The organism is Vibrio proteolyticus NBRC 13287 (assembly GCF_000467125.1).
Classification (GTDB): Bacteria; Pseudomonadota; Gammaproteobacteria; order Enterobacterales; family Vibrionaceae; genus Vibrio; species Vibrio proteolyticus.
In genome coordinates this window covers 242,346-257,581 of the sequence record NZ_BATJ01000006.1, presented here as the reverse complement: position 1 = coordinate 257,581, position 15,236 = coordinate 242,346, and the positions used below count along the sequence as shown (strand labels likewise).

Genomic DNA, 15,236 nt, shown 5'->3' with positions numbered 1-15,236 from the left:
TAAAAAGCCCGGCGTACCGGGCTATCTGTCATCCACTGTTTTCGACCAATCGATATCCTACCCCGGTCTCGGTAATAATATGTCGTGGCTGAGCCGGGTTGTCCTCTATCTTATGACGTAACTGAGCGACGTGAATACGTACGTAATGGTGGTGCTCTACATAATTACTGCCCCAAACCTCTTTGAGAATTTGCTTATGAGTCAACACCTTGCCCATATTTTTTGCCAACAGCTTCAATATGTTGTATTCGGTTTTGGTCAGTTTTAAGGCGTTACCTTGTTTACTGACTTGTTGTAGAGCCAGATCCAAAACAATGTCACCAAATTCGATGGAAGCCGGCGCCTGTTGATCAGTAGATTTACTCATGCGAATCGCCACCCGAATACGGGCCATCAACTCTTCACTGCCAAAAGGCTTTGTCAGATAATCATTCGCGCCTGCATCCAATGCCTGAACTTTGTCCGCTTCTTTTTCGCGTGCGGAAATCACAATAATGGGTGTCTCTGTCCAGCTTCTTAACTCGCGCGTTAATGTAATGCCGTCCATATCAGGCAAGCCTAAATCCAGCAAAATCAAATGTGGATTCCAGTTTGCTACCGCATGTAGCCCTTGTTCGGCAGTGTCTACAATTTTGACCTGATAATCATAACCGGCAATCAAAACATTTAAAAAACGTTGGATTGGCTTTTCATCTTCAATAATCAGTATCTTGATTTCACTGTTCATACAGTTCTCTCAAATCATAAAGTTTGCAGGGAATCGTGACACAAAAACAGCTGCCCCCCCCTTCGCGATTGTTTGCAGTAATTTCGCCATGATGCGCTTGTACAATCACCTGACAAATCGCCAATCCCAAGCCAGTACCGTCAACAGCAGAGTTTTCCAGACGATAAAAACGTTCGAATATCTTGGTCAATTGCTCCTCAGGAATACCACTGCCCTGATCCGATACTGACAACACAAACTGCCCATCACGGTAATCCGTTCTGATCTCGATCTCGCTTTGATCAGGGCTGTATTTTGCTGCATTTTCAATTAGATTCGACACAACTTGTTCAAACAACAAGCTATCGAGTTCGACCAACATCGGTTCACTGATCAGCCGCACCTTATGATGTTTTACGCGGGCAGACAAGCGCTGCAGCGCACTGCCAATCACTTCCTCAGGCTCTACCCATTCTCGTTTCGGCACCAGAGCACCAGCGCTGTAACGGGTAATATCCAATAACTTCGTCAGGCTTCGGTTCAGACGCTCACCTTGTTCTGCAATGGAAATAAGCAACTCCTCGCGCACCGGAGCAGCCAGTTTCACGCTACTGTCTCGCAAAGTCGTTGCCGCACCGATAATGGTGCCAAGTGGTGTTTTTAGATCATGCGATACCGATGCTAGCAACGTAGTACGCATACTTTCCATCCGGCTGGTTGCTTCCACCTCGGCCAGCGCCTGAGTGGCTTGAGAACGAGTCAGAGACAGGCTAAGCAGTGAAATGACCCAGGGATCAACGGTGAGCTCTTTGTCCGCATCGACCAGCAATACACCTATTGTTTCGCTGCTGTCATTTAGCCAGTACGCGTTCATTCCTGGTGGCGTTTTACGCTCTTTAAGCCAACCTATCACATTGGGCGACGCGTTCTCATTCGAGCCAGCAAGCAGGTGCCAGCTCGGTTCAGCCAGATAAATCCGGCTCTCCAGCGCTTGCTCTTTGCGCAAAAATTGAATGGTAGCCTGAGCAATTTGTTGGCTGGTCTGCAAAGCGGACAGATGGCGAGCGAGCTGATAATTGGTTTTGTGCCGATGTTGCAGCCGTTTGTTTTTGTCTATTTGCTTGCGCTGAGACTGTGTTATATTGCTGGCGAATATCCCACTAAAAGCCATGACCGCAAAGGTAATGATGTGCTGCGCATTCTGAAACCGGAACGAACTGTAATCGGGCAGAATGAAATAGTGAAACGACACGATACCGACAATCGTCATCAGGTACGTATTTCTCGGCTTCAGCAATGATGCGCTTAAAATGTTGAGTAACAGAAACAACATCGCGACATCGGTTTCAATCATTTCTCTGCGGTACAGCACTCCCACGAACGTCACCAGTCCATACAAAGTTGCCATTGCGACAACCTTATGCACTTCTTGAATGTTCGCCACTTTTAGCGTCTTAATCATACCTGTTTCTCGTCGGTTCAAACAACTGACCAAGCAGGCATCATACAACTTTCCTGTTAAGTCGCAATGGTTGCGACGCAATATAAGGTTTATTGATTTATGAACTGGATTACAGACGCCAATACCGCCGTAGCAAAAATAGCTTATCAACTGAGTGAGGTGATCGCCGTGTATCCCATCACGCCCAGTACCAGTATGGCGGAATGTTGCGAAAGCTGGTCTTCACAACAGAAAGCGAATGCGCTTGGTACCGTACCTACCGTGATTGAAATGCAATCTGAAGGCGGATCGATTGCGGTGGTGCACGGCAGTGCGATGTGTGGCGCCCTGTCGACCACATTCACCTCCTCTCAAGGATTGCTATTGATGATCCCGACGTTGTACAAGCTGGTGGGTGAACTCACACCTTGTGTCATACACGTCGCAGCCCGCAGCCTGGCTACGCATGCATTATCGATCTTCTGTGACCATTCGGATGTAATGGCAGTAAGACAAACGGGGGTTGCGATGCTGGTCGCCAGCAACGGACAAGAAGCACAAGACATGGCACTTGTCGCTTATCTGGCTTCGTTGAGATGTCGGTTGCCGTTTATTCATTTTTTTGATGGTTTCATTACTTCACACTCGCTGTGCAATATCACGCCGGTTCTAGGCACAGAGCTTCGCGACTTGCTCCCTGAAGAAGATCTTCTGGCGTTCCGCCACCGTGCTCTGACGCCGGATCGGCCTACGCTACGCGGTGCTACTGCCGGACCAGACAGTTATTTTCAGTGCCGGGAGGCACAAAACAGCTATCACTGGCGCACACCGGAGATCGTGGAAGAGATTCTCAACGAGTTTGCCCATCACACTTGTCGCCAGTACCACGTCGTGGAATACAGTGGTCACCCTCAGGCAACCCGAGTAGTGGTCGCGATGGGCTCATCGGTTGAAACACTTCAGGCATTTGTTGAACAGCAATGTCGCCATGGCGAACAGATTGGCGTCATAAGCATTCGGCTTTACCGTCCGTTTCCCACCGAAGCCTTTTTGCAAGCATTGCCGTCAAGCGTCCAGCGCATCGCCGTTTTGGATCGAACCAAAGAACCAGGAAGCAGTGGTGAGCCACTCTATCTCGATGTGTTGCAAGCAGTTAGTCAGTCAGGGAACTCAGCGCAACTGTGCCGAGGGAGATATGGGTTATCCGAGAAAGCTTTTTATCCGGAGGATGCCCAGGCGATCTTTGAGATGCTGAACTTGCCAGACGAGTATCTGAAACACGAATTTACTATTGGTATTCTTGATGATATTACTCAGTTGAGTTTACCGTCAGTGACTCCACGATTTTTGTCTTCCTCGTTAGACAGCACTGCCATTGTTTATGGCTACGGTGGGGATGGCAGCATTAGCGCCTGCAAAAATGCAATCACCACACTCGGTGAGCACTTTTCCTGGCAAGTAAACGCCCAGTTTGATTACGATTCGAAAAAATCCGGCAACATCACCACCAGCTATTTACGCTTATCACCAGAATTGATTCGTGCTCCATATCCGCTAAGACAATCCGGTTTGCTTTCTGTGGCGCACATGAAACTGCTGGTTGAACGCGACATCGCCGCGCAACTGATGCCCAAAGGCACGCTGCTGCTGAATACTCCGTTAACAGGCGCTGCTCTGTGGAATGCTTTACCAATTGGACTGCAATGCAAAATTCAGTCGGATCAGATTAAAGTGATGACGATTGACGCCGACCGCATTGCTGCTGAACACGAGCTGAAAGACAAACCCAGCATCGTCATGCAGGTTGCGCTGATCATGTTGCTGGGTAAGGGTCAATGGCAACCACTGGTCGATAAGCTCAAAAGCGAATCTCAGGTTAGTCTGGCAGGGAAAAAACCGTCGGTGATAGACAATAATCTGCGTTGCATTGATGCCGGCGTCAAAGCGCTGAATGTATCCCCGTTTGAGGCTCAAAGTCAGCCTGCACCTGATTCAGCCGCCATGCCGCTGAGCATTAGCGTAACCTCGTTGACAGGACAGTTGCTGGCAGGCAAAGGGGATCACATTCCAGTATCGCAATATCCGGCCGATGGTGTCTGGCCAACCAACACCGCAAGATTGGAAAAAAGGAACCTGGCTGATGAACTGCCTGTTTGGTCTCCGGATCTTTGTACGCAATGTGGCTATTGCGTTGCAATTTGCCCTCATACTGCCATCAGAGCAAAGATCGTCACAGCCGAACACAATAGCGATACGTTGAAGCCACTAAAAAGCATGCCTTACCGATCACGACAACATGCTGGTTCTCAATATACCTTACAGGTCTCACCCGACGACTGCACTGGCTGTCAGTTGTGTGCTCAGGTCTGCCCGGCTTCTGCGCGGAACACCCCAGAGAACAAAGCTTTGATGATGGTTGCAAAATCGGACTGTTACGAGTTAGAGCAACGCCAGTTTCTGCAGTTTGAGAAACTGCCTTCCGAATCAGTCCACCTGCAAGACAGGATCGACGTTAAGACATTGCAGACCGTACAGCCCTATTTTGAATACCCCAATGCCTGCTCAGGGTGTGGCGAAACAGCCTATATTCGCATTCTGACCCAGCTATACGGCGACCGCCTGTATATCGCCAATGCCACAGGTTGCTCTTCGATATTCGGCGGTAACTTACCGACCACACCCTACAGTCAGGATCAAGACCAACGTGGACCGGCTTGGGCCAATAGCCTATTTGAAGACAATGCCGAGTTTGGCCTTGGAATGAAGTTGGCTGTGCAGCAACTCACGCAACGTGCGACTCACCTGCTCAATCAGCAACTGCCAGATCATACGTACAGCATACAATCAGATCAGATTCCAGAGAAACGTCAGCAAATCGAAACGCTTAAGTCCCAGCTCTGTCACGACACAATCAAACATGACGAACTGAAACTGCTGAGTAACTATCTGGTTGAAAAACAGGTCTGGCTGGTTGGCGGCGATGGCTGGGCTTATGACATTGGCTTTGGCGGATTGGATCACGTACTACGCTGCGGGGAAAACATCAATATACTGGTGCTCGATACCCAGTGCTATGCCAATACCGGGGGACAAAAATCGAAATCTACCCCTGAGGGTAAAACCGCCAAGTTGTGCTCACAGCCTAATACGCAAAGTGCCAAAGATCTGATCTCGATGTACCAACAGGTACCGGGTATCTTTGTTGCCCGAATTGCGCTAGGGGCCAATATGAACCAAACCATTAAAGCATTGAAAGCGGCGGGCGAACACACAGGCCCCTCGCTCGTGGTGGCCTATTCACCATGCATTGAACATGGTTACGATTTGGCTCACAGCGCCGACGTTACACGGTCACTGGTAAAAGGCGGAGGTTGGGATTTACTGGCTAATGTGACCCAAGAGCCGACACTCGCGAAATAATACAAGGCCCGTAAGGGCCTTTTATTACAGTTCTCGATACACCCCCATTTCTATCAACCGGTCAGATGGGATCCGCAGACGCTCAGAAGTACGAAGAGCATGCTTACTCATCAGAATAAACACTCTCACTTTCACTTCGTGCCAAACACTGCCGCCTTTAGATTTGATCCGCTCTGACGACATCAGAAAAACCGTTTCCTGTGGATGCAAATACAGATCTTTCAGCGCACATGAATGCGTCAGCTGTTCGGTATCGGGAAATTCCTGATAACCGACCCGGATTAACACCTGCCAGAAACTGTCAGACAACTGTGTAATTTCTGCTCGCTTGCACGGATGCACTTGTGGGATCGATTCATATTGAAACGTTAAGATTACATTGCGTTCATGCAGCGTTTTGTTGTACTTGAGGTTGTGTAGCAATGAACGAGGGACATGATGAGTCTCTCGTGACAAATACACGGCCGTTCCGGGAGCACGACGAATAGCTTCACTATCCAGTGATGATGAGAGTGCCACCAGCGACAATTCGCTTTTCTCAGTTAAAATCAATTTGCTCCGTTGTTGTTGCCAAATATACATTACCGTAAACAATCCCCCACCGATCACCATCGGTAACCAGCCGCCATGGGTAAATTTCGTTAAGGTTGCGGAGAGCAATACAAGATCCAACGAAATAAATACACAGCCAAACGCCACGACTCGATACAGTGACCACTGCCATCCATAGTACGCTACCACCAGAGTCAACAAGGATGAGATCAACATGATCGCCGTCACTGCGATCCCATAAGCCGCCGCCAGATTCGCCGAGGATTGAAAGCGAACCATCACAAACAAGACCACGATGCACAATAGCGTATTGGCAAAGGGCACGTAGATCTGGCCCTGTGACCGTGCAGACGTGTGTTCAATTTTCAATGCAGGCAGATAACCATAATTCATCGCCTGACGCGTCAGAGAAAAAATCCCGGAAATGACCGCTTGAGACGCAATGATGGCAGCCAATGTCGCCAGCGTGATTAACGGCCATAGCCACTGCTTGGAAACCAGGTTGTAAAACGGCTGATTTCCGAACTCCGGCGATGACAAGAGGTAGGCGCCCTGACCAAAGTAGTTCAGCAGCAACGCTGGCATAACCAAAGCGAACCATGCCTTTCGGATCGGCTTGATCCCAAAGTGACCCATATCAGCATACAATGCTTCCACTCCGGTTATCGATAGCACAACCAGGCCTAGTGTCGTCAAACCAGTGCGGCTGTGAGATAAAATAAAGTCAACCGCGTAACTCGGATTCAGTGCATGAAGGATTGCAGGATACTGGCCAATGGCCTTCACACCCAATAACGCCAGAGTCATAAACCAGAGCAACATAATCGGCGCAAAAGCACGGCCAATTCGTTCCGTCCCATACGATTGCACAGCAAACAGGCAGACAATAATCACAATAGCAACGGGCATGATGTAAGGCGCCAGATCCGCTTCGACAACCGCAATGCCCTCAACGGCTGACAATACCGATACTGCGGGAGTGATCACCGCTTCACCAAAGAAAAAGCCACTCGCTAACAAGCCAAGTAGCAGTACAGCATAGCTTAGCTTCGCAGGCGCATGTCGTTGAGCGATGGCGCACAACGTTAAAATCCCACCCTCCCCGTTCTGTGATGCCCGAGTCACCACCAACAGATATTTCAATGAAACGATGAGCACGAACGCCCAAAATACCAAAGACAACACGCCAAACACATTGTCTGGTGTCACCGCTATCGGATGGGAACCAAAAAAGACTTCTTTCACTGCATAGAGCGGGCTGGTACCAATATCACCATAAACAATACCGATCGCCAGTACAGCCAGCGGCACTTTACTTTGTTGATTGTATTTCATGAACCCTAACGTGTGGTAACACGTTCCTTACCGAAAAATATCCGGCCATGGTAGTCCGATGAATACAAAGAAAATGAATAGAAAGAAACGAAGTGTGTAAAGAGGATATAAAGATTGGAAGAAAATAACCATGTCATAGTAACAGGCAGTGAGCCACCCGACGCGACTCACCAGCCATTCCCATTCGCTCTAACGCTGAATTCCGGCGAGTTTGAGCAAGATATTTTCCAGTTGTTCCCATGGCATTAGCTGTGAATCAATAACTTCAAGACGGGATTCAAATCCTTCCAAAGACAATGCATTCACCGACACGACCTGGTTGGCAACATTAAAGGCGTAGCACCCCTTATCCGTGTTCACCACCGCTTTAACACGTTCTGCCGTTAGTGCACTCAACATCGAAAACAATTCGTCAAAATCAAACTGATATTCAGCGCCAAACAACCAGCCACAACTAAAATAGCCCTGACCTTTATTTTCCTTTCTAACGAATGTCTGGCCTGATGGGAGTTCAAACTGAGGCTCCATTTGCGCATGATGGTGATGATGAGCCTCTACCTTGGCGGAAGCGCCTTCACGTACTCGTTCGACGTCCAGCAGTTCGAGAGGGAGTTGCCCTTGCTTAACCAACTGGCTAAAAACTTTTGGCGGATCCTGATCAGTCACCCAATCATTGAACACATCGATATCATGGGTGTCACACTGATCCACTTTATTCCCTATTACGATATCGGCACTATCCAGCTGATCGTTGAAGTTCTGGTTTGAGGTATACTTTTCATCACTGAGATTACGCGGATCAACCAGCGCAATGGTTGCTTTCAGATCAACATAATTTTCGTACTGCGCAGAAGTAAGCGTCGCAACCACCTGCTTCGGATGACCCAACCCAGTTGGTTCAATCAACAGACGGTCTGGTTTCTGACGCAGCAATGCATTGATACCGACACTCATCGGCACACCTGCCGTGCAGCACATGCAACCACCAGGCACTTCTTTTATCATCGCGCCCTGATCAGTCATCATCGCTCCGTCAATACCAACCTCACCAAATTCGTTAACCAGAACGGCCCAATTTTGATCCTGTGGTTTGTTCTTTAATAGTTCCAGTATGGCGGTGGTTTTACCGACGCCAAGAAAGCCGGTGATGATATTGGTGGGTACTTTTACGGTCATGTTACGCTCCTTAACTAACGCCCTGAGTATAACGGAAATAAGCCGCAGCAAGCAGCTCATTATAACACAGGGTCAGTAAAATTCAGCGCAAACGAAAAGGCGCACATCATGGTGCGCCTTGTCCTCGTGACTCAATCGTGAGTTTGCGGATTGGGAAGTCTGTTGGTGCGACCCAATCAAGATACGAGGCTATGGAAATGAGTTTTTTGAATCCATCCAAATTTTAGGTAAGGCTATTGTATCCTCCCTGCGAGTCGGTTCAGATGCCTTACAAATTAACTATGGTTCAAAACCAGAAAAGTGCAAGCTGAGAATGTGATCCATGCATCATTTTGTATGCTTAAAATATCCATTTGAAGAATACTTGTTCACCATATATGCAAATCAATATTCCATCTTTACAACTATAGTTACCTGATGACAGGCGTATAATTTCAAGCACGTCGTTTCTGCCCCATCCCATTTCGAGGTTTTTCCTTTTATGACCAAAAGAGAGAAGTTAAAACATTCCCTGTTAGCGCATGTTCCTAAAGATGCCATCAATCAATTTCTCTCAAAAGATAAAACGCCAGTTTCCGTTCTTCTCATGGCATTACTGGTCGGTATTTTGGCCGGTGTGGTCGGCACTTACTTCGAAATCGCGGTTCACTTTGTCTCAGAAACCCGCACTCAATGGTTGAAGAGTGAAATTGGCAGCGTCCTTCCTCTATGGCTTGCGGCATTTTTAATTTCCGCCACTCTGGCATTTATTGGTTACTATCTGGTCCACCGTTTTGCTCCAGAAGCCGCAGGTTCCGGTATTCCTGAAATAGAAGGGGCAATGGATGGCATGCGCCCGGTACGTTGGTGGCGCGTTTTACCGGTGAAGTTTTTTGGCGGCATGGGCGCGTTAGGCTCAGGGATGGTGCTGGGAAGAGAAGGTCCGACAGTACAGATGGGCGGTGCCATCGGTCGTATGGTCACCGACCTTTTCCGGATTAAAAACGACGACACACGACATTCGTTACTGGCATCCGGGGCCGCAGGAGGCCTGGCGGCCGCATTTAACGCGCCACTGGCCGGCATCATGTTCGTAGTTGAAGAGATGCGTCCGCAATTCCGCTACTCATTGATCTCTATCCGCGCGGTAATCATTTCCGCGGTTGCAGCCAATATTGTTTTTCGCTACATCAATGGCCAGGATGCCGTGATCACGATGCCTCAGTATCATGCGCCAGAACTGCCCGCACTATGGTTGTTTCTGTTGCTGGGCGCCCTCTTTGGTGTATTTGGTGTCATCTTTAACCGCTTGGTGACCTTCTCTCAGGATATGTTTATCCGTGTCCACAAGAATGACCGCAAACGCTACCTGCTGACAGGTTCACTAATTGGTGGTTGTTTCGGGCTGATGTTGCTCTACATGCCCGAGCTCACTGGAGGCGGTATCGACCTCATCCCAAATATCACCAATGGAGGATATGGCGCTGGATTGCTGTTGCTGTTGTTTTTAGGCCGAATCATTACCACTATGATTTGTTTTAGCTCAGGCGCACCCGGCGGTGTATTTGCCCCAATGCTGGCACTTGGCACTTTGTTTGGCTACGCATTCGGCCTTATCGCCAGTACACTGTTACCTGAGCTGAACATTCAGCCAGGGATGTTTGCCATTGCGGGCATGGGTGCCCTGTTTGCAGCGACCGTGCGTGCGCCCATCACTGGAATTTTGCTGGTTATTGAAATGACCAACAACTATTACCTGATTCTACCGCTCATCATTACCAGTCTCGGCGCCGTCATTTTTGCCCAGATGCTGGGCGGACAGCCGATTTATAGCCAGTTACTTCACCGAACTCTGAAAAATGAGAAGTTGCGACAGGAGGATGTCCCAACCGAAGCTCAAGGGTGATTGCCAGTTATATCATTCACTTGGTATTATTCGCGCCACACTGTCTGAAAGGAATTGGGCAGTGCTTTTCGAAGTATAAGTTCTTAATGGAGTTGTAATTGAACTGGCGCAGACTGATCCGTGTACAAAATGTTCCCCCTTCTCAGGCAGCCCTTGCACTGGGTATGATAGGTCTTGGTCAGGCCTGGTCACTCTATGTACCTGAAGTGGGTACACTGATACGCCCTTATCTTGCTGCGCTTGGTGCCCTGCTCCTGATCCCAGTCTTACTCAAATACTTTACCAGTTATCAGACTTTTCTCGCAGATATTCGTCATCCACTGAGCGGAAGCTTAATGGCGCCAATGAGTATGGCTATCCTGATTTTGTGTGATTATCTGGCGGTGATTTCACCGGCGATTGCTTACCCGATCTGGTTTGCCGCGCTTCTTCTGCATTTCACCATGATGCTGCTGTTTTTCAGTTTTCAGTTACTCAACTTCAAAATGGCGAATATCGTCCCCAGTTGGTTTCTATATCCAGTCGGCCTGATCAGCAGCTCGCTGGCTGGTAACCAGTTCGAGCACACGGTATTCTCCGAAACGCTCGTTCAAACCTGTATCACTATTTACTTCTTTATGTTGCCAGTGGTTCTGTATCGCCTGGTATTTCTCGGCATGCTTCCCAGACGCGCCCGCCCTACCTTAGCGATCATGGCGGCCCCCATTAACCTGACTTTAGCGACTTACTTGGTAAACTTTCCTGAACCGGACCCGATTCTAACGGGCGCTTTGGCTGGGATAGCGATTACCATGACGTTGTTAATCTACCTATGCTACTTCAGGTTGCTTAAGCTCAAGTTTCAACCCTCCATTGCTGCCGTCACCTTTCCGTCCGTGATCAGCGCCGTGGCAATGTTCCGCCTCACTACGTTCTTTCAAGAATACCACCCACAATGGCATTGGATGCATCACTTCGGCATGTTTGAGTTAACGATCGCCACTCTGCTTGTTGTCTGGGTATCTGTCGGCTATATCAGAATGTACTGGCCGGAATTGTTTGCTAAACCCTAATCGTAATTATTAAAATTATTAGTTATTTTATTGATAAATAAGTTGATTTTAATAAATATTTAAAAAATTACACTTCCAAAAGGTAATTATTTATAAGAGATTTAACATTTAGTATATTTTTGTTTGCAACTCTGCGCAAGAAAATAATCATTCCCATTCGACTTAATATTTAACGCAGTTCATATATATCCAGGTCAGCTAGCTTTTAATAATTCAACCAAGGATATAAAATTATGAACATGCAAAATCGTTATCCGACACTACCAGATTTTGTTGAACGCCGAATTAACCACTTCGTAAAAGATCTGATAGAAAAAGAAGACAATGGACGAAATCTTGTTTTAGGTAAAAAGCCCAGTTCACAAGATATTGTACTGCAAAGTAACGATTACCTTGCTTTGTCTACTCATCCAAAAATTATAGATGCTCATGTCAGCTCTCTTATTTCGCGAAAAGATACCGCTTTTATGTCTAACGTTTTCCTTCATGACGATGGACTGGATAAAACGATTGAGCATAAACTGGCAGAGTTTACAGGCTTCAAAAGTTGCGTGGTCGCTCCTTCAGGTTGGATTGCAAACTTAGGTCTTCTCCAGACCATCTGTGATTCAGATACGAATGTATACATCGACTTCTTCGCCCATATGTCTATGTGGGAAGGGGCCAGAATAGCTGGTGCCAACATCCATCCATTTATGCACAACAATGTTCGCCATTTAAAGCGACTGGTAAAACGCAACGGCCCTGGCGTGGTGTTAATTGACTCTATCTATAGTACGCTTGGTACTGTTGCTCCCCTCATTGAAATAGTTGATGCAGCCAAAGAGCTTGGCTGCGCGATTGTCGTTGATGAGTCGCATTCTTTAGGTACCCACGGTACACACGGTGCTGGCTTATTAGAGTCATTGGGAATCAGTCATAAAGTCGATTTTATGACAGCCAGTCTGGCTAAAACTTTTGCTTATCGAGCAGGCGCAGTATGGAGCAACAATGCGACAGGGGAAGTAATGCCATACGTATCATTTCCGTCCATCTTCAGCTCTGCAATGATGGCTTGCGAGCTCGACAGAATCGATGCCACACTTTCCGTGATCAAAGAAAGTGATAACGCCAGAAAGCACTTATTTGAATGCGCCGATTATTTGGTGTCTGGCTTAAAACAGATTGGCTTTGATATTCGCAGTGAGTCGCAGATTATTGCTTTAGAAACTGGGGAGAAAACAAACACTCGTAAAGTCAGAGATTATTTAGAGGAACACGGAGTATATGGTTCAGTATTCTGTACTCCCGCAACTCCAGATAATAAAAACATCGTAAGATTATCATTGAATAGTGGAATATCCAGAGACCAAGTCAATGAAATATTAAACATTTGCGAATCCGCATTTAACAATCCTGAACTATATTTCATTTAAACTATAATTTAGCGCCACTTTAGTGGCGCTAAATTAAATATTAAAGATAGTATTCCAACTTATCTAACAATCTATTTTTATCTGTTGGCTTAATCAAATAATCATTCATGCCAGACTCACGAATACGGAATAATGTATCTTCTCGGTTATCTCCTGTATGCCCCACTATCGGTACATTAGAATACGTTTGCGAAGAACACCGAATACGACTGGTTGTATCAAATCCGTTCATAATGGGCATTTCTAAATCCATAAGGATCAGATCAATTGGAGTCGAGTTTAGAGCCTGAATCACTTCCTCACCATTCGTCGCTTCGGTGACCTGATAACCTTGCTTGTTAAGAAGAATCGCGGTAAACGAGCGAACTGAATCATTGTCATCAGCAATCAGTACACGTTTGCCGAACTGATTAGTTTTACGAGGGAGAACATTTCTGTCGGGCTCCGGTGACTCAAACACTAGCTTTTCAATTACGCCAGCAGAGTCCTCAAGCAGGGCACTGCGCTCAACAGGATAAAATGTCAGATAGCGGCTGAATTGATCATGATATTTCTTATGGTTTTCAAAAAGAAACGCGATCTTCGCTTCCGTAAACGTCAGTTTTGATTCCAGTTGACGGTATTCAAGCTCCCGGCAACAATCCAAATCGACGATTATCAAGTCGAACTCAAATTCGTATTCTTCAAGCTCAATAGCATCCTGGATGGAAAGGCTTGTTAGCGTAAAACCAGAATAGAACGAGAGTTCATTCAGTTTACGGCTTACCAAAGAATGATCGCCAACATAAAGCAAAGATTTTGAACGCATAATTTCGTGTTTAATATTATCGATGGTTTCTGATTGATACGGCGGAAACAGCAGACAAAACTCCGTCCACTTACCGAACGAAGATACACAATGGATTGAACCTCCAAACGCACTCATCACTCGCTTACAAAACGGTAAACCTAAACCGAAACTGCCATTTTTCCCCGATGTATAGAAATCCTTGAAGATATGATCCAGCTTGTCTGGTTCGATTCCTGAGCCGTTATCGTAGAAACGAAGCTGGTTAACTCCGTTTGCAGATGTGATAGTAATAATGACTTCAAAATCACTATCTTTTTGGTAGAAAAACGCATTTTTTAACAGATTGTACAGGGCATACTTCATTAGCGTATCACTACCAAAGTAATCGAAGTCCTGTTCCACAACCAGCTTGACGTTGTGTGAAACGTTAGAGTTTGAGTAGGTAAAACTGTCTAGTGATTCACGAACCACTTTTTCTATCGAGTGTTTGATAAATGTTGAACGCGACACCCGGTTCTGGTCGATCGAGGTCAGCAATAAGTCAATAGTTTCGTTACCATTCTTAATTACTTCATCCGCGCTTCTGAGCACTTCATGTACTCGTTCAACCTCTGCCTCGCTGAGTTCATATATGGTCTTAGGGTCCGCTTTCCGGTTAGGTATGAGCGTTTCAAGTACATCAACTGAAGTCCTCAGTGCGCTAAGAGGGTTCCTCATTTCATGCGCAATTCCAGCGCCAAAAGATTTCGCGATTGAGACTTTCGTTTCATGTTCAACCTGATTTCGGAAATAAAATAAATTACCGAATATGTAGGTGAACAAGAAAATAGGCACATATGGCCATACAACGATCGTGTCAACGCGTCCGTCATTGATGAAATAAGACAGCAAAAATGCCACGAAAACAGACAGAATGGCCTGCATTAACATCACTTTAGTTTCATGCACTAAAAGGATATGCAGAAAAATCGAAGCCATGAACGACATCACCCAGACCGTTGACCAATCGTTCATAAACATCATGAATGAAAAGAAAAATGGTAAGCATATCGTGATCACCGCGACGTAATAATACGGTAGGTACTTTTTTAGATAACCAGGCAGATGCTCTCGCAAGGCTAATCCAAGTAACAAAAGAGCACAGAAGCCTCTGAGCCCTGCACTCTCGTATGCTTCCGGAAACACATAACCCCACACATAGTAGTAAATGGGAAAACCAATAAAGCCCATCCACCCAACCAAGGACAGATTTGGTTCTGCATATTGATAGATTTTCCTGATTACATCCATGATCCTAGCCATTCTGATTTACCGGATATTTGAACTATTTTATTGTTCCGGTTTATAAAACTTTGTTAATTATAATTAATTACCGACACGATTAATATCCATAGAACCGAGTTTCTAACGTCTTATTAATGAGACGTTAACCGTGACTGAATTTTGATTCTTTTATTTCTTTAT

The 15,236-nt window shown here is 46.5% G+C and carries 9 protein-coding genes; 4 read left to right on the top strand and 5 right to left on the bottom strand.

Going from position 1 to position 15,236, the window contains the following annotated elements; all coding sequences use genetic code 11:
* Positions 1–28: 28 nt before the first annotated feature.
* Both VPR01S_RS09860 and VPR01S_RS09855 read right to left on the bottom strand, forming a co-directional pair.
* Entirely contained in the window at positions 29–727 is a 699-nt protein-coding gene (locus VPR01S_RS09860) for a response regulator (protein WP_021705176.1), read from the bottom strand.
* Complete coding sequence (locus tag VPR01S_RS09855) at positions 717–2,168, bottom strand: sensor histidine kinase (protein WP_021705175.1); 1,452 nt, start codon at positions 2,166–2,168, stop codon at positions 717–719. The genes VPR01S_RS09860 and VPR01S_RS09855 overlap by 11 nt, the downstream gene beginning before the upstream one ends.
* Before the next feature lie 99 nt (positions 2,169–2,267).
* Here VPR01S_RS09855 and nifJ point away from each other — a divergent pair, with 99 nt between their 5' ends.
* Complete coding sequence (gene nifJ / locus VPR01S_RS09850) at positions 2,268–5,567, top strand: pyruvate:ferredoxin (flavodoxin) oxidoreductase (protein ID WP_021705174.1); 3,300 nt, start codon at positions 2,268–2,270, stop codon at positions 5,565–5,567.
* A gap of 24 nt (positions 5,568–5,591) precedes the next feature.
* On the opposite strand, the gene VPR01S_RS09845 is transcribed toward nifJ, so the two are convergent.
* Together VPR01S_RS09845 and VPR01S_RS09840 are read right to left on the bottom strand one after the other, a co-directional pair.
* A complete protein-coding gene (locus tag VPR01S_RS09845; protein ID WP_021705173.1) occupies positions 5,592–7,454 on the bottom strand; it encodes a potassium transporter Kup in 1,863 nt (620 codons plus the stop codon).
* A gap of 189 nt (positions 7,455–7,643) precedes the next feature.
* Positions 7,644–8,630, bottom strand: a complete 987-nt coding sequence (locus VPR01S_RS09840) for a CobW family GTP-binding protein (protein WP_021705172.1) — start codon at positions 8,628–8,630, stop codon at positions 7,644–7,646.
* A gap of 481 nt (positions 8,631–9,111) precedes the next feature.
* Here VPR01S_RS09840 and clcA point away from each other — a divergent pair, with 481 nt between their 5' ends.
* From clcA to cqsA, 3 genes are all read left to right on the top strand, one after another.
* Complete coding sequence (clcA, locus tag VPR01S_RS09835; RefSeq protein WP_021705171.1) at positions 9,112–10,515, top strand: H(+)/Cl(-) exchange transporter ClcA; 1,404 nt, start codon at positions 9,112–9,114, stop codon at positions 10,513–10,515.
* Between the two features lie 98 nt (positions 10,516–10,613).
* Positions 10,614–11,567: a TDT family transporter gene (locus VPR01S_RS09830; protein ID WP_021705170.1), complete on the top strand. Its 954-nt coding sequence runs from the start codon at positions 10,614–10,616 to the stop codon at positions 11,565–11,567.
* Positions 11,568–11,800: 233 nt separating this feature from the next.
* Complete coding sequence (cqsA, locus tag VPR01S_RS09825; protein ID WP_021705169.1) at positions 11,801–12,982, top strand: alpha-hydroxyketone-type quorum-sensing autoinducer synthase; 1,182 nt, start codon at positions 11,801–11,803, stop codon at positions 12,980–12,982.
* 40 nt (positions 12,983–13,022) lie between these two features.
* On the opposite strand, the gene VPR01S_RS09820 is transcribed toward cqsA, so the two are convergent.
* A complete protein-coding gene (locus VPR01S_RS09820; RefSeq protein ID WP_040902505.1) occupies positions 13,023–15,062 on the bottom strand; it encodes an ATP-binding response regulator in 2,040 nt (679 codons plus the stop codon).
* Positions 15,063–15,236: the final 174 nt, after the last annotated feature.

Excerpts from the sequence above, each read along its gene's own strand:
- VPR01S_RS09855 (WP_021705175.1), bottom strand. The coding sequence starts at position 2,168 with ATGATTAAGACGCTAAAAGTGGCGAACATTCAAGAAGTGCATAAGGTT.
- cqsA (WP_021705169.1), top strand. The coding sequence starts at position 11,801 with ATGAACATGCAAAATCGTTATCCGACACTACCAGATTTTGTTGAACGC.
- VPR01S_RS09845 (WP_021705173.1), bottom strand. The coding sequence starts at position 7,454 with ATGAAATACAATCAACAAAGTAAAGTGCCGCTGGCTGTACTGGCGATC.
- VPR01S_RS09840 (WP_021705172.1), bottom strand. The coding sequence starts at position 8,630 with ATGACCGTAAAAGTACCCACCAATATCATCACCGGCTTTCTTGGCGTC.
- clcA (WP_021705171.1), top strand. The coding sequence starts at position 9,112 with ATGACCAAAAGAGAGAAGTTAAAACATTCCCTGTTAGCGCATGTTCCT.
- VPR01S_RS09860 (WP_021705176.1), bottom strand. The coding sequence starts at position 727 with ATGAACAGTGAAATCAAGATACTGATTATTGAAGATGAAAAGCCAATC.
- VPR01S_RS09820 (WP_040902505.1), bottom strand. The coding sequence starts at position 15,062 with ATGGATGTAATCAGGAAAATCTATCAATATGCAGAACCAAATCTGTCC.
- nifJ (WP_021705174.1), top strand. The coding sequence starts at position 2,268 with ATGAACTGGATTACAGACGCCAATACCGCCGTAGCAAAAATAGCTTAT.